This is a genomic window from Faecalicatena contorta (genome assembly GCF_001404335.1).
GTDB classification, from domain to species: Bacteria; Bacillota; Clostridia; order Lachnospirales; family Lachnospiraceae; genus Faecalicatena; species Faecalicatena contortus_B.
Window position 1 is genome coordinate 41,763 of sequence record NZ_CYZU01000014.1, and the last position, 19,066, is coordinate 60,828.

Below are 19,066 nucleotides of genomic sequence, written 5' to 3' on the forward strand. Positions count from 1 at the left end.
GTCCCTCCAAGTTTCCTGTTTTTTCCCCTACGGATTCTTAACGCACGGGCAGGATCTTGAAATGGCATACACCGCCCCGCCGGAAACCAGTCTCCCCTCTCTCTCAGCGCCCCCTCAAAGCAAAAAACTCCCCTCAAAGATCTCCTTCTTGACAGGAGTGAGACAGTAAGTTATGATGGATTCACCAGTTCCGGGGATTTCTTCCCTGGTTGTCAATTCGGGCCGTTTCGGCCATGTTTCATTTATTTACTTATTTATTTTTGATCAATGCTTGAAAGGAGTGTGTGAATGAGTTTCAGCACAGTTTTATCAGCGTCTGTTCAGGGGCTGAAGGTGGAGTTTGTACATGTGGAGGCGGATGTCAGCAATGGGCTTCCTGCTTTTCATATGGTTGGGTATCTTTCTTCGGAGGTGAAGGAGGCAGCAGAAAGAGTGCGGACGGCAATCCGCAATTCGGGCCTGGATTTTCCGGCTAAGAAGACGGTGATTAATCTGTCACCGGCAACGATGAGAAAGAGAGGGGCGGCGTTTGATCTGCCCATTGCGGTGGCAATTCTTGTATCCCTGGGGCTGATTCCTGAGGACAATGTGAAGAATGCCCTGGTTATAGGGGAACTGAGTCTGGACGGATGTTTACAGAAAGTTCCGGGAATTCTTCCTGTGATTATGGAGGCAAGGGCGGCAGGGATTCCCGTGTGTGTAGTACCGAAAGCAAATGCACCTGAGGGTGCGCTTGTAGAAGGAGTCGCGGTGCTGGGGGTCCGAAATCTTCATGAAGTTATTTCTTTTTTGTCTGGAGAAGTGCGGTTGGAGCCAGAGCCGTATCCAAAACATAAGAAAGAGGAACCCGTACAAAAGTTTCCGGATTACAGTGAGATACAGGGACAGGAAAATGTAAAGAGGGCCGCAGAAGTAGCCGTAGCGGGCGGCCATAACCTTTTGCTGGTTGGGCCGCCGGGAAGCGGAAAAACAATGGTGGCCAGACGAATTCCGGGGATTCTTCCGCCTATGACGCTGGAGGAAAGCATGGAAATTACGAAGATATACAGCATAATGGGGCTGGTAGATAAGGAAGCACCGCTGATACGGCAGAGACCATTCCGCAGTGTCCATCATACGGCTACGAAGGCGGCGCTGATTGGAGGCGGCCTGGTTCCTGCTCCCGGTGAGATCAGCCTGGCTCATGGCGGCGTACTGTTTTTAGATGAACTTCCGGAGTTCCAGAAGGCGGTGCTGGAAGTGCTGCGGCAGCCTCTGGAGGAACATCAGATACGCATAACGAGGGCCCACGGCAATTATGTGTTCCCGGCTAATTTTATTTTGATTGCGGCCATGAATCCATGCCCCTGCGGTTGCTATCCGGATTTTGAACGGTGCACCTGTACTCCCGGTCAGATCCAGCACTATTTGGGTAAGATCAGTCAGCCTTTTATTGATCGTCTCGACATTTGTGTGGAGGCTCCCAAAGTGGAGTACGAGGCACTTTTGCGAAAAAGAAAAGGAGAAAGTTCCGAGGAGATACGAAGACGCGTATGTGATGCCCGTGAAATTCAAAACCGGCGGTATGCAGGAACAGGTATTGTTTCAAATGCGATGCTTGGGGTAAAAGAGCTGGCGGTATACTGCAGGCTTGGAAAAGCGGAAAACAGGCTGATGGAGCAGGCATTTACTTCCCTCAGGCTCACGGCCAGAACCTACCATAAAATCCTGAAGGTGGCCAGAACGATTGCAGATTTGGACGGGCAGGAAAGAATTGCTGTGAAACATATAAAAGAAGCCATAGGTTACCGTACGATGGACAAAAAATACTGGGGGAGATGAGAAAATGAAATATGAATATTGGCTTGCTGCTATTACACCTTTGAGTGACCGTAAAAAATATCTGCTAAGAAAACATCTTGGTTCCGGTGAATGTATATTTTATATAGAAGAAACAAAACTAAAAGAATTAGAGTTCTTAAATGAAAGGGACATCCATACAATTAGGCAGGCGCAAAAGGAGCGAAATCCGGAGGAAACAGCAGCAAAGCTGGAGGAGAAATCCATCCGCTTTGTTCCCTGTTTTTCCCGGGAATTTCCAGGAAGGCTGCGGACAATTCCGGATCCGCCCTATGCGCTTTACGTAAAAGGCAGACTGCCGAAAGAGGAGAAAAGGGCGGTTGCAATTGTGGGCGCCAGGCGCTGTACACCCTATGGAGAAAAGTATGCCCTGGAATTCGGGGAGCGGCTTGCCGCGTGCGGCGTTTCGGTTATCAGCGGGCTGGCAAGGGGCATAGACGGAACCGCCCAGCGGGGCGCTCTGATGGGAAAGGGCCACACCTATGCGGTATTAGGCTGTGGGGTGGATATCTGTTATCCACGGGAACATATCGGGCTGTATGTGGATATCTTGGAAGAGGAAGGAGGAATTCTGTCCGAATTTCCGCCTGGAACCCCTCCCGCACCCCAGAATTTTCCCCGGCGGAACCGGATTATCAGCGGTTTGTCGGATTTGGTTCTTGTGATCGAGGCACGAGAGAAGAGCGGATCATTGATTACCGCGGATATGGCCCTGGAGCAGGGAAGGGATGTGTATGCGCTGCCGGGGCCTGTTAACAGCAGCCTGAGCCAGGGATGTAATGAGCTGATCCGGCAGGGCGCAGGTATTCTGTTGTCCACGGAAATGCTTCTGGAGGAGCTGAATATGAACTGCACCGAAGAGAACAAAAAAACAGCCAAAATTGAAAAAGTGCTTGAAAGTGGGGAAAATATGGTGTATAGTCGTCTTGGTTTGTATCCCAAGAATCTCAGCCAGCTCACAGAGGAAACTAAGCTGCCGGCAAATGAGGTACTTGAGCGGCTTGTGTCGTTAGAACTGAAAGGATACATCAAAGAGATTTCAAAAAATCATTATATTAAGATAAAATGATAAATAGAGGCGTGAAAGCCTATTGGAGGAAGTTTATGGCACATTATCTGGTTATTGTGGAGTCACCTGCCAAGGTGAAAACAATCAAAAAGTTCCTGGGGAGCAACTATTCAGTTGCTGCATCGAACGGTCATGTCCGAGATCTGCCCAAGAGCCAGCTGGGCATTGACATAGAGAACGACTATGAGCCCAAATATATAACGATTAGGGGAAAGGGAGATATCCTGGCGAATCTGCGCAAGGAAGCAAAGAAAGCCGACAAAGTCTATCTTGCAACTGACCCCGACCGTGAGGGAGAGGCGATATCCTGGCATCTGGCAACGGCCCTGAAATTAGATGATAAGAAAATGCGCCGTATTACATTCAACGAGATTACTAAAAATGCTGTAAAGGCATCTTTAAAGGCCCCCAGGGATATTGATATGAGTCTGGTTGACGCCCAGCAGGCACGCCGTATCCTGGACAGAATGGTGGGCTACCGTATAAGCCCAGTGCTGTGGGCAAAAGTAAAGAGGGGACTCAGTGCGGGCCGCGTGCAGTCGGTTGCGCTTCGTCTGATTGCAGACAGGGAGGCCGAGATCGATGCGTTCATACCGGAAGAATACTGGTCTCTGGACGCTGTTTTAAAGGTAAAAGGCGAAAAGCGTCCGCTGGTGGCTAAGTTTTACGGTACAGAGAAACAGAAGATGACGATTGGTTCAGAGGAAGAACTGAATCAGATAATCAAAGCGGTAGACAACGAAGAGTTTAAAATCACTGATATTAAAAAAGGAGAACGCATCCGCAAGGCCCCGCTTCCTTTTACCACCAGTACACTGCAGCAGGAAGCCGCTAAGGTACTGAATTTTGGAACACAGAAAACGATGCGCATTGCACAGCAGCTGTACGAAGGAATTGATATCAAGGGGAACGGGACAGTCGGTGTGATTACTTATCTGCGTACGGATTCCACCAGAATCTCCGAGGAGGCGGATGAAGCGGCAAGAGAATATATTGCATCAGCCTATGGAAAAGAGTATGTCGCTGCAGGTGCACAGGCAAAAAAGACAGAGAAGAAGATTCAGGATGCGCATGAGGCCATCAGGCCTACCGATATTACCAGGACTCCGGCCTCTTTGAAAGATTCTCTTTCCAGGGATCAGCTGCGCCTGTACCAGCTGATCTGGAAACGGTTTGCAGCAAGCAGGATGCAGCCTGCAAAGTATGAAACGATTTCTGTAAAAATAGGAGCGGGTGATTACCGGTTTACAGTAGCAACTTCCAAAGTAGTATTCGATGGTTTCCGCAGCGTTTACACAGAGGCTGACGAAGAGAAAGAGGAGAGCAATGTTCTGGTAAACGGCCTGGGTATGGACACCCGGCTGAATAAGGAGAGCTTTGATTCAAAGCAGCATTTTACGCAGCCGCCGGCGCATTATACGGAGGCGACTCTGGTTAAGATGCTGGAAGAACTGGGCATTGGCCGTCCAAGTACTTATGCTCCTACGATCTCCACGATCCTGGGACGCCGCTATGTCACAAAGGAAGCAAAGAACCTTTATATCACAGAGATCGGCGAGGTCGTGAATAATATCATGAAGCAGTCTTTCCCAAGCATTGTGGACGAGAACTTCACTGCTAATATGGAAGGCCTGCTGGATATGGTGGAAGAAGGCAAGGTGCCTTGGAAAGAGGTCATCCGTAACTTCTATCCGGATCTGGAAGAAGCAGTGCAGATCGCCGAGAAAGAGCTGGAAAGCGTTAAGATCGAAGACGAAGTGACAGACGTGATCTGTGAAGAGTGCGGCCGCAACATGGTGGTAAAATATGGTCCTCACGGAAAGTTCCTGGCTTGTCCGGGATTCCCGGACTGCAAGAATACAAAACCATATCTGGAGAAGATTGGCGTTCCATGCCCGGTCTGCGGTAAAGAAGTAGTAATCCGCAAGACAAAGAAGGGCAGAAAGTATTATGGCTGTGAAAATAATCCGGAATGCGAGTTTATGTCCTGGCAGAAGCCATCCAAGGAAAAGTGCCCTGAATGCGGCAATTATATGGTAGAAAAAGGCAGTAAACTCGTATGTGCAGATGAAAAATGTGGATATGTCCGAAATCTGAAAAAAAATTAGATAAATGACGTTGATATTTCGTGAGTTGTATGATAACATAACTATATCGAACGAATTGGAACGAGTTGTATACACAATTAAATCTGGAGGAAATCAATGAGCGTACAGTTATTGGATAAGACAAGAAAAATTAATAAGCTGCTTCATAACAACAATTCCAGCAAGGTGGTTTTTAACGATATTTGTGCCGTCCTTACGGAGATTCTGGATTCCAATGTCCTTGTTGTCAGCAAAAAGGGCAAGATATTGGGAGTGAGCAAATGTGGACAGGTGGAAGGCATTAGGGAACTCGTTGGCGAGTCAGTCGGTGCGCATATCGATGAGATGCTGAACGAACGTCTGCTGAATATCTTATCTACCAAAGAGAACGTAAATCTGGAAACACTTGGTTTTTCGCCGGAAGCGGTGAGAGGGTACCAGGCTATTATTACACCGATTGACATAGCAGGAGAGCGTCTGGGAACTTTGTTTATTTACAAACAGAATTCCGTATATGAGATTGATGACATTATCTTGAGTGAGTACGGAACAGCGGTCGTAGGGCTGGAGATGCTTCGCTCCGTCAATGAAGAGAGCGCGGAGGAGACGAGAAAAGAACACATCGTTCAGTCTGCGATCAGTACCCTTTCTTTTTCAGAGCTGGAGGCAATTATTCATATTTTTGAGGAACTGGATGGTACGGAGGGCATACTTGTAGCAAGTAAGATTGCAGACCGTGTGGGCATTACCAGATCCGTAATTGTCAATGCACTTAGAAAGTTTGAAAGTGCAGGTGTGATAGAGTCCAGGTCATCCGGCATGAAAGGGACATATATTAAGGTTCTGAATGATTATGTGTTTACGGAACTGGAAAAAATAAAAAAAGAGCGTCTGTAGATATTCAGACGTATTTATCTATTATTGAGCATAGTAAATTGGAGAGGGTATCAGGCAGCTGATACCCTCTCTTATGATAACAATCAATCATGATCCGGAAGTTAAGGGCAGAAAGTCAGATCGTTTAGGAGGCGGAGAAATATGTATGAAGGTAACCCGGTAGACTTACAGATGGAAAAAGTAATTTCGGCAGATGTAATTTTTGACGATGCGACGCATCATTGCAAGGTTTTTAAGTATGATTTGGAGGAAGATTACATATACTTGCAATTAAAAGAAGATGATTTGACGGCAATTTCCCTGGATGCCAAATATCAGTGCTATATTTCCACTAAGAAAGAACTGCTTTACTGTACTGGAGCAGTGAAAGAACGCTTTCAGTGTGAGAATGGCAATATGCTTGTCTTTAAGATAGAGAATGGATTCTATATTGTGGATAGCGTAAAACGGCCGATTAAACGAAAGTAAGCAAAAGATTTAACAGAAGTCAGTTTTATAAACTAAGAATCCCGCAGGGCATACCGTAACACATGCCGTTACTGTGCACGCCCGTAGGGGGTGAACAGTAACGCAAGCTGCAAAATAATGTATAAATTTTAGAAACTCTGTTGACAAATTGGAAACAGAGTGCTATTTTATATTCATGAGGTTAGCACTCAAAAGAAATGAGTGCTAATAACTAGCAAAATCAATTAAGGAGGAATTACTATGAAATTAGTACCATTAGGTGACAAGATTGTATTAAAACAATTTGAAGCGGAAGAAACAACAAAGTCAGGTATCGTCCTGCCGGGTCAGGCAAAAGAAAAGCCGCAGGAGGCATTGGTAATTGCAGTTGGACCTGGTGGAAATATAGACGGTAAAGAAGTGACAATGCAGGTAAAAGTCGGCGATAAAGTTATCTACTCCAAATATGCAGGAACGGAAGTAGAGTTAGAAAAAGAAGAGTATATCATTGTAAAACAGAGCGACATTTTGGCAATTGTTGAGTAGGGGGTCCGTTAAAATTAATTTAATTGCTTGACTAATTTCTATAAAATAATATGTTTTAACAGATGAACTTGAAGAAAGAATTTAATTAGAATAAGAGGAGTGACAGACATGGCAAAGGAAATCAAATACGGAACAGAAGCCAGAGCAGCGCTGGAAAAGGGTGTTAACAAGCTGGCCGACACAGTAAGGGTAACATTGGGACCAAAAGGAAGAAACGTTGTACTTGACAAATCATTCGGAGCACCGCTTATTACAAACGATGGTGTAACGATTGCAAAAGAAATCGAACTGGAAGACGGATTTGAAAACATGGGAGCACAGCTGATAAAAGAAGTGGCGTCCAAGACAAACGATGTAGCCGGAGATGGTACAACAACAGCTACAGTACTTGCACAGTCCATGGTACACGAAGGAATGAAGAATCTGGAAGCAGGTGCGAATCCGATCATTCTCCGTAAAGGAATGAAGAAAGCTACAGACGTAGCAGTAGATGCCATTGCAAAAATGAGCAGCAAAGTGAAAGATAAAGAGCAGATTGCCAGGGTTGCAGCCGTATCATCAGGGGATGATGCAGTTGGACAGATGGTAGCAGACGCTATGGATAAGGTTTCCAATGACGGAGTTATCACGATCGAGGAGTCCAAGACAATGCTTACCGAACTGGATTTAGTAGAAGGTATGCAGTTTGACCGTGGATACATTTCCGCATATATGGCAACAGATATGGAAAAAATGGAAGCAAATCTGGAAGATCCGTACATCCTGATCACAGACAGGAAGATCTCCAGCATTCAGGATCTTCTTCCGCTCTTAGAGCAGGTTGTACAGTCAGGCGCAAGACTTCTGATTATTGCGGAAGATATTGAGGGAGAGGCTCTTACAACATTGATTGTCAATAAACTGCGCGGAACATTTAACGTAGTAGCAGTAAAAGCACCGGGCTATGGTGACAGAAGAAAAGAAATGCTGCAGGATATTGCGATTCTGACAGGCGGACAAGTGATTTCAGAAGAACTGGGAATGGATCTGAAGGAAGCTTCCCTGGATCAGCTGGGACGTGCAAAATCCGTTAAAGTTCAGAAAGAGAACACTGTTATTGTTGATGGTTGCGGAGACAAGAAGGCAATCGAAGACAGAATTGCCCAGATCAAGAAGGGAATCGAAGAGACTACATCTGATTTTGACAAAGAAAAATTACAGGAAAGACTCGCAAAACTGGCTGGCGGCGTAGCAGTTATCCGCGTAGGCGCTGCAACAGAGACTGAGATGAAGGAAGCAAAACTCCGTATGGAAGATGCTCTGAACGCAACAAGAGCTGCAGTAGAAGAAGGAATCATCGCAGGCGGCGGTTCTGCATACATTCACGCAGCGAAAGAAGTTGAAAAACTTGCCGAGGAACTGGAAGGCGACGAGAAAACAGGCGCTAAAGTAGTTCTGAAGGCTCTGGAGTCACCACTGTACCACATTGCATCAAATGCTGGTCTTGAAGGAGCAGTTATCATTAATAAAGTAAGAGAGTCCGAACCAGGAGTTGGATTTGACGCATACAAAGAAGAGTATGTAGACATGGTAAAAGAAGGAATCCTGGATCCTGCAAAAGTTACCAGAAGCGCATTACAGAATGCAACAAGCGTAGCATCCACACTGCTGACGACAGAATCAGTAGTGGCTGCAATCAAAGAAGATACACCAGCAATGCCGGCAGGAGCAGGCGGCGGAATGGGTATGATGTAATTGGGTGAAAGGGGATCTTTGGTGAAGTAGGGTCCGCCTGCCGAGAGCGGTCAGTGGAATGGACGGAGGCGTACATCTGTTGGGGCTATGCGGCAACCCGTTTACGGGGAAACACTAACGTAAAAAGAACGGCCCACTGAGGGCACGTACAACATGCAACGGGAAAGCTTGATGCTTTCCCGTTTAAGTTGTACTGGGAATTGATTTGGTAAATCAATTCCCATCCCTCAGTGGGCCGCTCTTTTTACGTAAGTGTTTCCAGCCGTGCTCTCTAAGCCGCATAGCCCCAACAGATGTACGCCTCCGTCCATTCCACTGACCGCTCTCGGCAGGCTGCGCGCATCAAGACGGAAGATGCCCATTTTACCGGGAGGATTACGCAGGGCGGCGGATTGAGCTGATTGAGGGGAGCGTAGCTTGTACAAGGTCGCAATTCTCAAATCCTCCTGATCAACCTCCTTATCTAGATTAAAGCGCCCCACATCGTATCAATCCGCAGCACCCGCCGGAAAAAATCATCAGATTTTTTCTGAGTGTCTGCGGAGTCTGCCATTTTATCTGAAATTTATTTAGCCGCTTACCCGCCCTCCGCCTGCATCGCCCGCTTCCCCTGTCCGCCTCCTCCCCTGCGGCCCCTTCAGCCAAAAAAGTCCCCCCAAATATTCCAACTTATAAGTGGTGGTTTTTAATGGGGGTTAGTATTTATTATGTGTTTTTCCGGCGGAAACCTGGGAATCCCTTGACAAGTTTGTTTAATTTTTGTACTATATCAGTTAAAACATCAGCTTACATATTAGAGAAAGAGAGGAAATAAAATCATGGGTAAAATTATTGGAGAAGGTATTACATTTGATGATGTGCTCTTAGTTCCGGCATTTTCCGAAGTAATTCCGAACCAGGTTGATTTATCAACGAACTTGACGAAGAAGATTCGACTGAATATTCCGATGATGAGCGCAGGAATGGATACGGTTACTGAACACCGTATGGCTATTGCGATGGCTCGTCAGGGCGGAATTGGTATTATTCATAAAAACATGTCTATTGAACAGCAGGCGGATGAGGTTGATAAGGTTAAGAGGTCTGAGAATGGGGTAATTACGGATCCTTTTTATTTATCACCTGAACATACACTGGAAGATGCCAATAATCTGATGGCAAAGTACCGCATCTCAGGAGTTCCTATTACGGAAGGAAAAAAACTCGTCGGAATTATTACAAACCGTGATTTAAAATTTGAAGAAGATTTCTCTAAGAAGATTAAGGAGTCCATGACTTCCGAAGGGCTGATTACAGCGAAGGAAGGTATCACATTGGACGAAGCGAAGAAGATTCTTGCGAAGGCAAGGAAGGAAAAGCTGCCGATCGTAGATGATGAAGGAAACCTGAAAGGTTTGATTACAATTAAGGATATTGAAAAACAGATTAAGTATCCTTTGTCTGCAAAGGACGGTCAGGGACGGCTGCTCTGTGGTGCGGCGATCGGTATTACAGCAAACTTTCTGGAGCGTGTGGATGCACTGGTGAAGTCTAAAGTAGATGTGGTGGTTATGGACTCTGCACACGGTCATTCTGCGAATGTTCTGCGCACGGTACGCATGGTAAAAGAAAAGTATCCGGAACTTCAGATTATTGCAGGGAATGTTGCAACAGGGGATGCAACAAGGGCTCTGATTGAGGCAGGAGTCGATGCCGTCAAAGTTGGAATCGGGCCTGGTTCTATCTGTACAACGCGTGTCGTTGCAGGAATCGGTGTTCCGCAGATTACTGCAGTTATGGATTGTTATGCAGTGGCAAAAGAATATGATATACCGATTATTGCGGATGGCGGTATTAAGTATTCCGGAGATATGACTAAGGCAATCGCTGCCGGTGCAAATGTTTGTATGATGGGCAGCATATTTGCCGGATGTGATGAAAGCCCGGGAACATTCGAGTTATTCCAGGGAAGAAAATATAAGGTATACCGCGGTATGGGCTCGATTGCCGCTATGGAGAACGGAAGCAAGGACAGATACTTCCAGGCGGATGCTAAGAAACTTGTTCCGGAAGGCGTTGAAGGACGGGTTGCATACAAGGGAACCGTGGAAGACACCGTATTCCAGCTGATGGGCGGTCTGCGCTCCGGTATGGGTTATTGCGGAACTCCTACAATTGATGAGTTGAAGCAGAACGGGCAATTTGTGAAAATTTCCGCGGCATCTCTGAAAGAGAGTCATCCGCACGATATTCATATTACAAAAGAGGCGCCGAACTACAGCGTGGACGAATAAAATACAGTTATACAGGAGCAGCCGAAGGACGGTTGCCCCTTGAATCATATAGAACCGGACAATTCCGGAGATACCCGAAATATTCAGCAATGAAGCAGGGATCCCGGAGCTGTCCGGTTTTTTATTTACTATAGCCGGTTCATGGGGTAAAAGCTCACTACGCCTGCAGGAGCTCTCTGTTACAGGGTACTCTTGCTAAGACAATTTTAATAAAATATTCATTTTTGTTTCGACAAAATATGATAAGATATAAACAGTTTTTGGATTGGGGAACAGGGATGAAAAGACGAAGATATACAAAAAGAAAAATAAACCTGAAGAATATAAGAATCGACAAGAAGTCTCTCTATATATATGGAGGAATCGTGTTTCTGGTAATCCTGACAATTGTCCTGGGAATCTATTCCTGCGTTGCTGATGGGAGAAGGAATCGTGCTAATACGGGCCTGTCTGTGGATGCCTCAGAGCCGAAGATTGATGTACAGCTGCTGGATGTGAATGAGTATTCGAGGCCGGGGACTGAATCTGATCCGATTACCGGCATCGTCATTCATTATACGGCGAATCCGGGCAGCACAGCACAAAACAACAGGGACTATTTTCAAGGGTTGAAGGACAGCCATGAGACGTCGGTGAGCAGCCATTTTGTGGTCGGCCTGGACGGAGAAATTATCCAGTGCGTGCCGACATGGGAGATTGCTTACGCTTCTAACAGTAGAAATCATGATACGGTTTCAATCGAATGCTGCCACCCGGATGAGTCGGGAGAGTTTAATGACGCGACTTATAAGTCTGTGGTTCAGCTGACAGCATGGCTGTGTAAAAAGTTCGGCCTGACGGAGCAGAATGTGATCCGCCACTATGACGTTACGGGTAAAATCTGTCCCAAATATTTTGTGGATCATGAAGATGCATGGGAACTGTTTAAAGGCGATGTGAAAGCCGCTCTGGAGAAATCCGTTAAGGAATAGGAGTAAAACTTCATATTCATGAAAAAAGGACCGGAAAAGCAGAAAATACGAACACAGGCGGTTAGTTTCTGCTTGCTATCATCTGGGAAAGTTGCTATAATATGGTGTATTGTTTTGGAATAAGAGATTAAAGGTGGACGTTGGAAGATGAATGATTTAGAGATGTACCGCGAACAGCTTGCTTTGTGTGATGATAAGATTATAGATGCGCTGGTTGAGCGCAATGCAATTGTAGAAAAGATCATGGCATATAAAGAGGAATACGGCATGCCGATTTTGCAGCCGGCACAGGAAGCCAAGCAGGAACGGAGACTGAAGGATAAGATGGAAGGCTGTAAGTACCAGGACGAGATTTACGACGTGTTCAGAAGAATTGTACGTAACAGCAAGAGGATTCAGGCAAGGAAGCTGTTTTCTTACAATATAGTACTGATCGGATTTATGGGCGCAGGCAAGTCTACAGTGTCTGATTATCTCAGCACAATGTTTGCGATGCGTATTGTGGAGATGGATCAGGTAATTGCGGAACGTGAAGAAATGAGTATTCCGGATATTTTTGCCACATATGGTGAAGAATATTTTAGGGAGCAGGAAACAAAACTGCTGATCGAACTGCAGGATAAAAAGAATACTATTATATCCTGCGGAGGCGGAGCAGCCCTCCGGGCGGAGAATGTTGCCGAGATGAAGAAAAACGGCCGTGTAGTTCTTTTGACTGCGAGTCCGGAGACCGTTTATGAACGGGTGAAAGACAGTGATGACAGACCGGTGCTCAAAGAGAATAATAATGTAGAGTTTATTGCAGATCTGATGGAAAACCGCCGTGAGAAGTACGAGGCGGCTGCCGATATCGTGATACAGACTGATAACAAGACGGTGCTGCAGGTTTGTGAGGAACTGATTACAAAGTTAATGGAGATGGATGTGGAATAATGTTTGACAGATTTTTTCCGGATGACTATAAGATGTCTACATATGTCATCCCATTTGAAAAATTATATGAAGAAGGATTCAGAGGCGTTATATTTGACATAGATAATACACTTGTACCTCATGGCGCCCCTGCAGATGACCGTGCTAAAAAACTGTTTGCCAGGCTGAAGGAAATCGGTTTTTCTTCATGCCTGATTTCAAACAATCAGGAAGCGCGGGTCAAGATGTTCAATGAAGAGATTCAGACGAACTATATTTATAATGCCCATAAGCCATCCACAAAGAATTATAAAAAAGCGATGGAGATTATGGGGACGGACGATTCCAATACTCTTTTTGTAGGAGACCAGTTGTTTACTGATGTGTGGGGGGCTAAGAGAAGCGGCATCCGCAATATACTGGTTAAGCCGATTCATCCGAAGGAGGAGATTCAGATCGTATTGAAACGGTACCTGGAGAAGATTGTACTGCATTTCTATAAAAAGAAGCAAAAGAAGCGGATCTCCGGGTAAAAAAAGGTTGAAAAATGAATGAAACTATTATAAAATTATAAACAGTGTAAAAAGGTAGGCGCATTGGCAGCGCAATTGAAGGAGGATTACAATGATATCAGCAGGAGATTTTAAGAATGGATTAACCGTTGAGATTGAGGGGAACATCTATCAGATTTTGGAATTCCAACATGTAAAACCAGGTAAAGGTGCAGCGTTTGTAAGAACAAAGTTAAAAAATATAATTAACGGCGGTGCTGTTGAAAAGACTTTCAGACCCAATGAAAAGTTTGAACAGGCACGTATTGACCGTAAGGACATGCAGTATCTGTATCAGGACGGAGATTTATTCAACTTTATGGATGTTGAGACATATGATCAGATCGCACTGAATGCTGAAGTGGTGGGTGACGCTTTAAAATTTGTAAAAGAAAATGAAGTCGTAAAAATCTGTTCTCATAATGGAAATGTATTCTCTGTTGAGCCGCCATTGTTTGTAGAGCTTGCAATCACAGAGACAGAGCCGGGATTTAAGGGTGATACTGCACAGGGAGCAACAAAGCCTGCGACCGTAGAGACCGGGGCAGTTGTAATGGTACCTCTGTTTGTAGAGCAGGGAGATGTCTTAAAGATTGATACACGTACAGGGGAATATTTGTCACGTGTTTAATTTGGAAAAGAAACAGAGCAGAGCAGGGGGCGCTTTATGACTGGGCTGCCAGGAAGGGCATGGGCCTGTATTTGGCGCCTGTGCCGCTAGCTGTATCTAAGAAAAACCGATGCCGGATATGAGGGCTATGGGAACTCCGTGTGGGAATCTGATGATTTCCTGAACCGGGTTTCCAGAAAATTTGATTTTAGAATCAAGTTTTCCCCGCATATCCGGCATCCTTTTTTAGATGCAGTAAGCACACAACGGTGTTTTACAACGTTATATACCAGTATAGCACTGGGAATGCATCGGTTAGATGAAGGGCAACAATATTTTGCCTCATTTGGGATTGTGTTTTTGATGAAAATCATATATAATTTACTCACCTAATATGTTTCAAATCATTATTTTATCATGGACATAGGTCGTGTCACTTTTCCTATTTTGTTTTGATGAGCACAGAAAATTTGAAAGGAGAATTATGAATTATCAGGAATTTTTGTGTGCTGTTGAACAGGATTTAAATAAAAAATTAAAGGAGGGGATTCAGGCGAGCGTCTATACTGCCCGAAAGAATAATGGCAGTGAGAAGCAGGGAATTATGATTAAGGCAGATGGTGTGAATGCGGCGCCGGCTATTTATCTGGAAGAACTATTTGAGCGGGTTCTGAAGGGAGAACGGATGGACAGGGTTGTCCAGGAGATTCTGGACTTTTATGAAGAGGTGGACTGCAGTAAAGTGTGGGACTGCAGCCAGTTTCAAAAGTATGAAAATATCAGGGATCGTGTGGTATTCCGTCTGATCCATACGGAAAAAAACAAAAAGCTTTTGGAGTGTATTCCTTTTATGGAAGTACTGGATTTATCGATTGTGTTCTATGTACTTTTAGAACAGGACAGGAATGGGACGGCCAGTATTCAGATCAATCATGAACATCTGAGGATGTGGGGCGTACAGAAAGAAGAGTTGTACCGGGCTGCGGTCAGAAATGTAACAAACCTTCTGCCGGCAGAGTTTTATACTATGCGCCATGCCATAGAGGAGATGTTGGAGGTGGACTCGGATGAGGAGGAGAATCTGCTGGAAATTCAGAACGATGAAAAGAAAGATGTTATGTACGTTTTGACGAATTCACTCCGCAATTATGGAGCTGCATGCCTGCTTTACCCTCATGTACTGGAGATGGTGGGGGAGATGTTAAAGGAAGACTATTATATTCTGCCCAGCAGCATACACGAACTGATTATTGTTCCGGAATCCAAGGCGCTCGACGCGGATGAAATGAGCGAAATGGTTGTTGAAATTAATGAAACCCAGGTAGAACCGGAGGAAGTACTGAGCGATCATGCATATTTTTACCAAAGAGAGGAGAAGAAGTTAATGTCCAGGAAAAAGGGGGATGCGTGGTGCAAAGAGAGGGGATAGATCGTACACGGGACACCCTGGAAACGAGTCATTCCCTGTCTGTCGGGTGCGCCAGCTCCATATAGGGGGAGACGAAAGCCCCCGGAGGAACCTGTCTGTCGGACAGGTTCCTCCGGGAGGATTTGGGCTGCTCCTCCATGGAACGTTTCCCGATCCGCACCGGGGTGAAAGCTCTTCACGAAATCTTGTTTTCCTCTTTACATTTCATAAATTTTGTGCTAGGATAATAAAGCATTCTGTTAAGGGTTCATTCCATTACAGCAGAATTGCACAGTAATTATGCGTCTGTAGCTCAGTGGATAGAGCAATGCCCTCCGGAGGCATGTGCGGCGGTTCGACTCCGCCCAGACGTGTATTTTTTATGCCCTGGAAAAAGTTTCGTATTAAAATAAGTGTTTTAGTACCGGGCTTTATCAGAAGGCTGGTAATACATTTCCAGGCATTTTATTTTATATAGATAAGACGCAGCGTACTCAGTGAAATTACTGAGCGTGGATTAAACAAAAGAGAATCAGAGGAGAGGGTTAGATCATGTCAGGGTATAAGACGGCGTTTAGGAGGGCTTTTCCTTATACGATCCCGGTACTGACGGGATATCTGTTCATAGGGATTGCTTTTGGTGTTATGTATGCGGAAAAAGGATATTCTGCCTGGTGGGCGGTTTTAATGAGCTTGCTTGTTTATGCGGGGTCGGGGCAGTATCTGGCTGTGAATTTTTTTGTGCCGGGTATTTCTTTTCTGCAGGTCATATTTATGACTTTGATGGTGAACATCCGACATGTATTCTATGGCCTGTCCCTGTTGGATAAGTTTAACAAAATGGGCGGCAAGCGCTGGTATATGATCTTTGGACTGACGGATGAGACGTACTCTCTTTTGTGTACAACCAAAATTCCGGAAGATGTTGAGGAAGATAAGTTTCTGTTTGCTATTGCGCTTCTGGATCAGAGCTACTGGGTCATCGGCTCAGCCATCGGAGGAATTTTAAAGAGCGTACTGCCCATCAACGCCGAGGGAATAGAATTTGCCATGACCGCCCTGTTTGTTGTGATATTTGTAGAGCAATGGATGGAAGCAAAAAATAGGATACCTGCAATGATCGGTGTTGTTTCAGCCGTTTTATGCCTTCAGATTTTCGGAAGCGGAAGCTTTGTGTTCCCGACAATGATTCTGAGTATTTTGATCCTCTTTGCTGCAAGAAAACGCCTGGAAGGGGAGGTGGAGACATGCCCGTAAATGTAGGAACTTCATTATGCATTATTTTGGCCGTGGCTGTCACTACATTTGCCACAAGAGCAGTGCCATTTTTAATATTTCCCAAGGGGAAGACGATCCCCAAGACAATTGAGTATCTTGGGAAAGTCCTGACTCCGGCTGTTATCGGGATGCTGGTCGTATACTGTTTGAAGGACACCCCCATAACGACGGTCCCCCATGGTCTTCCGGAAGCATTAGCCGTGCTGGCCGTGATCGTGCTGCATGTCTGGAAGCGCAACAACCTTTTGAGTATTGGAGCAGGTACTGTATTCTATATGTTTCTGGTACAAGCCGTATTTTAAGCGGCCGGCAAATTGGGCCCGCTGAATAATAGAGAAGCAAAAAAGCGTTCCGGTCATCGGACTTTCTGCAAATGCCTATCAGAGGAATATAGATAAAGCAACGCAGAGCGGGAGGAATAGATATTTCCCAAAGCCGGTTGATTCGGAACGCTTTTTTCAGACGCTGGGTGAATTTCTTTAGATGAGATTCACCTTTTTGTTCATAATATAATGTGTTGCGGCGTATTCCAATACTGTTGTAACAAATATCAGGATTCCGCTTAATCGAAACAATTTAAATAAGTAATGCCCTACATTGCCTGCACCAGGCGGGTAGTTGCTGCCGTTTGGAAATATGCCAAGGGCAGCAAGGATTATAAAGGTAAATATTTGAATGATTGTAGATATTATTATGTAGGCAATAACGGAGCACAGCACTCTGTGGCCCGGAAACAACTGCCCAATTGCCACACAGGAATAGATCATGATGACGCTCCCTATACTGCTGGCCAGTATAAATAACAGCATGTACAGACTGTAACGGCCGAGCGGCATCCCAAGTGACTCTGTTACCTCGGAGGCGATTCCTGCGTAGGCTGTTGTAACATTTTTACCGCTGACCAAAATGTAAAGACTCAAGCTGTAGAGCAAAATATCAATGACATACCAGATTGTACCGGATATAATCTTGGCCCAGAGCTGCTGTGCAGGGGTTGCAGGCAGGGTCCATGTCAGATATCCTTCATCTGTAAACAGATTTTTATAAAAACGGATACCAAGCAACAACATCACTCCAAAGGATACTGCCGTAAACAGAAGCAGAAAAATGGATATAAATAAGCCAAGAGAGGTGATCAGGACATTCGCTTCTGCGCTGAAGTCGAGTTTCTCAAGAAAGAAAAACCGTCCGAGTATACTGGCCAACAGCAGCAGTGCGTGGAGTATGATAAATAACTTGGCTCCATATTTTAAGTCGTATTTAATGAGTCTGCCTAACATTTGAATACCTCCCTGAATAAAGCGTCTACGGATTTCCCTTCCTTTGTGCGGATCTCGTCTACAGAAGCATTCAGGGAAAGCTGTCCGTTCTGGATAAAAAGTACTCTGTCGAGTACATTCTCAATATCGGTGATGAGGTGTGTGGACAGAAGAATGGTCGCATTCTCGTTATAATTGGTCAGAATCGTGTGCAGGATATAGTCCCTCGCAGCAGGATCCACACCGCCGATCGGCTCGTCCAGGATATAAAGTTCGGCATCCCGGCTCATGACCAGCACAAGCTGGACTTTTTCCTTCGTGCCTTTAGAGAGGGTACGCAGCCGTGAGTGCGTATCGATCTCCAGATCGTGCAGCATTTTCCTGGCGCGGTCCAGATCAAAATTATCATAAAAATCTAAAAAGTAGGATAATATATCGTCCACCCGCATGTGGTCATTCAGATAGCTTCTTTCCGGCAGATAGGAGACCAGCTTTTTTGTCTCTGCTCCGGGAGCCAGGCTGTTGATCATGACTCGTCCGTCAGTAGGGGTTAGAAGACCGTTAATCAGCTTGATCAAAGTCGTCTTTCCGCTGCCGTTGGGGCCAAGAAGCCCTACAATCTGCCCTCTGTCCAGAGTCAGGTTCAGGTTGGAGAGCGCATAGAAGTTGTTATATTTCTTAGTCAGTCCCTGACATTCCAGAATTGGTTTCATTTACTTTTCCTCCTTGATTGTCTCCTGGATTAATTCCAGAATCTCTTCATCCCCAAAACCGAGCAGCTTCATCTTTTCAAAAAATTGATGAATATGTTCGGATGCTAAATCTTTTTTCATCTTTTTCAGCATTGCATCATCCTCCGTGATAAATCTGCCGCTGGTTCTCTGCGAATATACCAGGCCGCTTCTTTCGAGTTCGGAGAGCGCTTTCTGCATGGTATTGGGGTTCACGGAAGCATCGAGAGCCAGGTCACGTACGGATGGGAGCTTATCTCCGGGATTATATATGCCGGCAATGATGTCCTGCTGGATGCGCTCCATGAGCTGCAGATAGATAGGGCGGTCATTATCTAAATCCCATGGCATCTAAGTCACCTCTTTTTCTGTATGATTAAGTTTTTGGAATACTGTATTATCTGTATAGTACAATCATACAATGAGGCGCCTTAGATGTCAAGTACTAGTACAT

Annotated in this window: 18 protein-coding genes and 1 tRNA gene; 16 read left to right on the forward strand and 3 right to left on the reverse strand. The window is 45.3% G+C overall.

All coding sequences use genetic code 11. From position 1 onward, the window contains the following. The first annotated feature begins 288 nt into the window (after window positions 1–288). The 16 genes from ARB69_RS09145 to ARB69_RS09220 all read left to right on the forward strand — a co-directional run bounded on the left by ARB69_RS09145 (window position 289) and on the right by ARB69_RS09220 (window position 16,924). Window positions 289–1,821, forward strand: coding sequence for a YifB family Mg chelatase-like AAA ATPase (locus ARB69_RS09145; protein ID WP_055152757.1), 1,533 nt, complete (start codon window positions 289–291; stop codon window positions 1,819–1,821). A gap of 4 nt (window positions 1,822–1,825) precedes the next feature. Then, window positions 1,826–2,908 carry a DNA-processing protein DprA gene (dprA, locus tag ARB69_RS09150; protein WP_050638745.1) on the forward strand — a complete coding sequence of 361 codons (1,083 nt, stop codon included), beginning with the start codon at window positions 1,826–1,828 and terminating at the stop codon, window positions 2,906–2,908. A gap of 35 nt (window positions 2,909–2,943) precedes the next feature. Further along, a complete protein-coding gene (topA, locus tag ARB69_RS09155; RefSeq protein ID WP_050638744.1) occupies window positions 2,944–5,016 on the forward strand; it encodes a type I DNA topoisomerase in 2,073 nt (690 codons plus the stop codon). Window positions 5,017–5,112: 96 nt separating this feature from the next. Then, complete coding sequence (gene codY, locus ARB69_RS09160; protein WP_050638743.1) at window positions 5,113–5,892, forward strand: GTP-sensing pleiotropic transcriptional regulator CodY; 780 nt, start codon at window positions 5,113–5,115, stop codon at window positions 5,890–5,892. A 141-nt stretch (window positions 5,893–6,033) separates the two neighbouring features. Then, a complete protein-coding gene (locus tag ARB69_RS09165) occupies window positions 6,034–6,360 on the forward strand; it encodes a hypothetical protein (RefSeq protein ID WP_050638742.1) in 327 nt (108 codons plus the stop codon). 240 nt (window positions 6,361–6,600) lie between these two features. Then, on the forward strand, window positions 6,601–6,885 hold the full coding sequence (locus tag ARB69_RS09170; protein WP_025656764.1) for a co-chaperone GroES: 285 nt from the start codon (window positions 6,601–6,603) through the stop codon (window positions 6,883–6,885). 108 nt (window positions 6,886–6,993) lie between these two features. After that, complete coding sequence (gene groL / locus ARB69_RS09175) at window positions 6,994–8,619, forward strand: chaperonin GroEL (RefSeq protein ID WP_050638741.1); 1,626 nt, start codon at window positions 6,994–6,996, stop codon at window positions 8,617–8,619. Between the two features lie 818 nt (window positions 8,620–9,437). Then, the gene (guaB, locus tag ARB69_RS09180; RefSeq protein WP_050638740.1) at window positions 9,438–10,892 is read left to right on the forward strand and encodes an IMP dehydrogenase; all 1,455 of its coding nucleotides are present in this window, start codon (window positions 9,438–9,440) and stop codon (window positions 10,890–10,892) included. Window positions 10,893–11,170: 278 nt separating this feature from the next. Then, window positions 11,171–11,863, forward strand: coding sequence for an N-acetylmuramoyl-L-alanine amidase family protein (locus ARB69_RS09185; RefSeq protein WP_050638739.1), 693 nt, complete (start codon window positions 11,171–11,173; stop codon window positions 11,861–11,863). A gap of 147 nt (window positions 11,864–12,010) precedes the next feature. Next, window positions 12,011–12,796 carry a shikimate kinase gene (locus ARB69_RS09190; protein WP_055152759.1) on the forward strand — a complete coding sequence of 262 codons (786 nt, stop codon included), beginning with the start codon at window positions 12,011–12,013 and terminating at the stop codon, window positions 12,794–12,796. Next, window positions 12,796–13,308, forward strand: coding sequence for a YqeG family HAD IIIA-type phosphatase (locus ARB69_RS09195; protein WP_055152761.1), 513 nt, complete (start codon window positions 12,796–12,798; stop codon window positions 13,306–13,308). The genes ARB69_RS09190 and ARB69_RS09195 overlap by 1 nt, the downstream gene beginning before the upstream one ends. 91 nt (window positions 13,309–13,399) lie before the next feature. Next, window positions 13,400–13,957, forward strand: coding sequence for an elongation factor P (efp, locus tag ARB69_RS09200; RefSeq protein ID WP_025656772.1), 558 nt, complete (start codon window positions 13,400–13,402; stop codon window positions 13,955–13,957). Window positions 13,958–14,420: 463 nt separating this feature from the next. After that, entirely contained in the window at window positions 14,421–15,365 is a 945-nt protein-coding gene (locus ARB69_RS09205) for a DUF5688 family protein (RefSeq protein ID WP_055152763.1), read from the forward strand. 281 nt (window positions 15,366–15,646) lie between these two features. Next, window positions 15,647–15,718, forward strand: a tRNA-Arg gene (locus ARB69_RS09210). Window positions 15,719–15,896: 178 nt separating this feature from the next. After that, the gene (locus tag ARB69_RS09215; RefSeq protein ID WP_050638734.1) at window positions 15,897–16,601 is read left to right on the forward strand and encodes an AzlC family ABC transporter permease; all 705 of its coding nucleotides are present in this window, start codon (window positions 15,897–15,899) and stop codon (window positions 16,599–16,601) included. Then, window positions 16,592–16,924, forward strand: a complete 333-nt coding sequence (locus ARB69_RS09220; RefSeq protein ID WP_055152765.1) for a branched-chain amino acid transporter permease — start codon at window positions 16,592–16,594, stop codon at window positions 16,922–16,924. Before ARB69_RS09215 ends, ARB69_RS09220 begins: the two co-directional genes overlap by 10 nt. A 177-nt stretch (window positions 16,925–17,101) precedes the next feature. On the opposite strand, the gene ARB69_RS09225 is transcribed toward ARB69_RS09220, so the two are convergent. The 3 genes from ARB69_RS09225 to ARB69_RS09235 are packed head-to-tail and all read right to left on the reverse strand — an operon-like array spanning window position 17,102 to window position 18,963. Continuing rightward, window positions 17,102–17,902, reverse strand: a complete 801-nt coding sequence (locus ARB69_RS09225) for a hypothetical protein (RefSeq protein WP_050638732.1) — start codon at window positions 17,900–17,902, stop codon at window positions 17,102–17,104. Next, complete coding sequence (locus ARB69_RS09230) at window positions 17,896–18,594, reverse strand: ABC transporter ATP-binding protein (RefSeq protein WP_050638731.1); 699 nt, start codon at window positions 18,592–18,594, stop codon at window positions 17,896–17,898. The genes ARB69_RS09225 and ARB69_RS09230 overlap by 7 nt, the downstream gene beginning before the upstream one ends. After that, window positions 18,595–18,963, reverse strand: a complete 369-nt coding sequence (locus ARB69_RS09235) for a GntR family transcriptional regulator (protein ID WP_025656778.1) — start codon at window positions 18,961–18,963, stop codon at window positions 18,595–18,597. Between the last annotated feature and the right edge of the window lie 103 nt (window positions 18,964–19,066).

What these genes read in the sequence shown, in the direction of transcription:
- ARB69_RS09145 (WP_055152757.1), top strand. Translation starts at nt 289, where the DNA reads ATGAGTTTCAGCACAGTTTTATCAGCGTCTGTTCAGGGGCTGAAGGTG.
- dprA (WP_050638745.1), top strand. Translation starts at nt 1,826, where the DNA reads ATGAAATATGAATATTGGCTTGCTGCTATTACACCTTTGAGTGACCGT.
- topA (WP_050638744.1), top strand. Translation starts at nt 2,944, where the DNA reads ATGGCACATTATCTGGTTATTGTGGAGTCACCTGCCAAGGTGAAAACA.
- codY (WP_050638743.1), top strand. Translation starts at nt 5,113, where the DNA reads ATGAGCGTACAGTTATTGGATAAGACAAGAAAAATTAATAAGCTGCTT.
- ARB69_RS09165 (WP_050638742.1), top strand. Translation starts at nt 6,034, where the DNA reads ATGTATGAAGGTAACCCGGTAGACTTACAGATGGAAAAAGTAATTTCG.
- ARB69_RS09170 (WP_025656764.1), top strand. Translation starts at nt 6,601, where the DNA reads ATGAAATTAGTACCATTAGGTGACAAGATTGTATTAAAACAATTTGAA.
- groL (WP_050638741.1), top strand. Translation starts at nt 6,994, where the DNA reads ATGGCAAAGGAAATCAAATACGGAACAGAAGCCAGAGCAGCGCTGGAA.
- guaB (WP_050638740.1), top strand. Translation starts at nt 9,438, where the DNA reads ATGGGTAAAATTATTGGAGAAGGTATTACATTTGATGATGTGCTCTTA.
- ARB69_RS09185 (WP_050638739.1), top strand. Translation starts at nt 11,171, where the DNA reads ATGAAAAGACGAAGATATACAAAAAGAAAAATAAACCTGAAGAATATA.
- ARB69_RS09190 (WP_055152759.1), top strand. Translation starts at nt 12,011, where the DNA reads ATGAATGATTTAGAGATGTACCGCGAACAGCTTGCTTTGTGTGATGAT.
- ARB69_RS09195 (WP_055152761.1), top strand. Translation starts at nt 12,796, where the DNA reads ATGTTTGACAGATTTTTTCCGGATGACTATAAGATGTCTACATATGTC.
- efp (WP_025656772.1), top strand. Translation starts at nt 13,400, where the DNA reads ATGATATCAGCAGGAGATTTTAAGAATGGATTAACCGTTGAGATTGAG.
- ARB69_RS09205 (WP_055152763.1), top strand. Translation starts at nt 14,421, where the DNA reads ATGAATTATCAGGAATTTTTGTGTGCTGTTGAACAGGATTTAAATAAA.
- ARB69_RS09215 (WP_050638734.1), top strand. Translation starts at nt 15,897, where the DNA reads ATGTCAGGGTATAAGACGGCGTTTAGGAGGGCTTTTCCTTATACGATC.
- ARB69_RS09220 (WP_055152765.1), top strand. Translation starts at nt 16,592, where the DNA reads ATGCCCGTAAATGTAGGAACTTCATTATGCATTATTTTGGCCGTGGCT.
- ARB69_RS09225 (WP_050638732.1), bottom strand. Translation starts at nt 17,902, where the DNA reads ATGTTAGGCAGACTCATTAAATACGACTTAAAATATGGAGCCAAGTTA.
- ARB69_RS09230 (WP_050638731.1), bottom strand. Translation starts at nt 18,594, where the DNA reads ATGAAACCAATTCTGGAATGTCAGGGACTGACTAAGAAATATAACAAC.
- ARB69_RS09235 (WP_025656778.1), bottom strand. Translation starts at nt 18,963, where the DNA reads ATGCCATGGGATTTAGATAATGACCGCCCTATCTATCTGCAGCTCATG.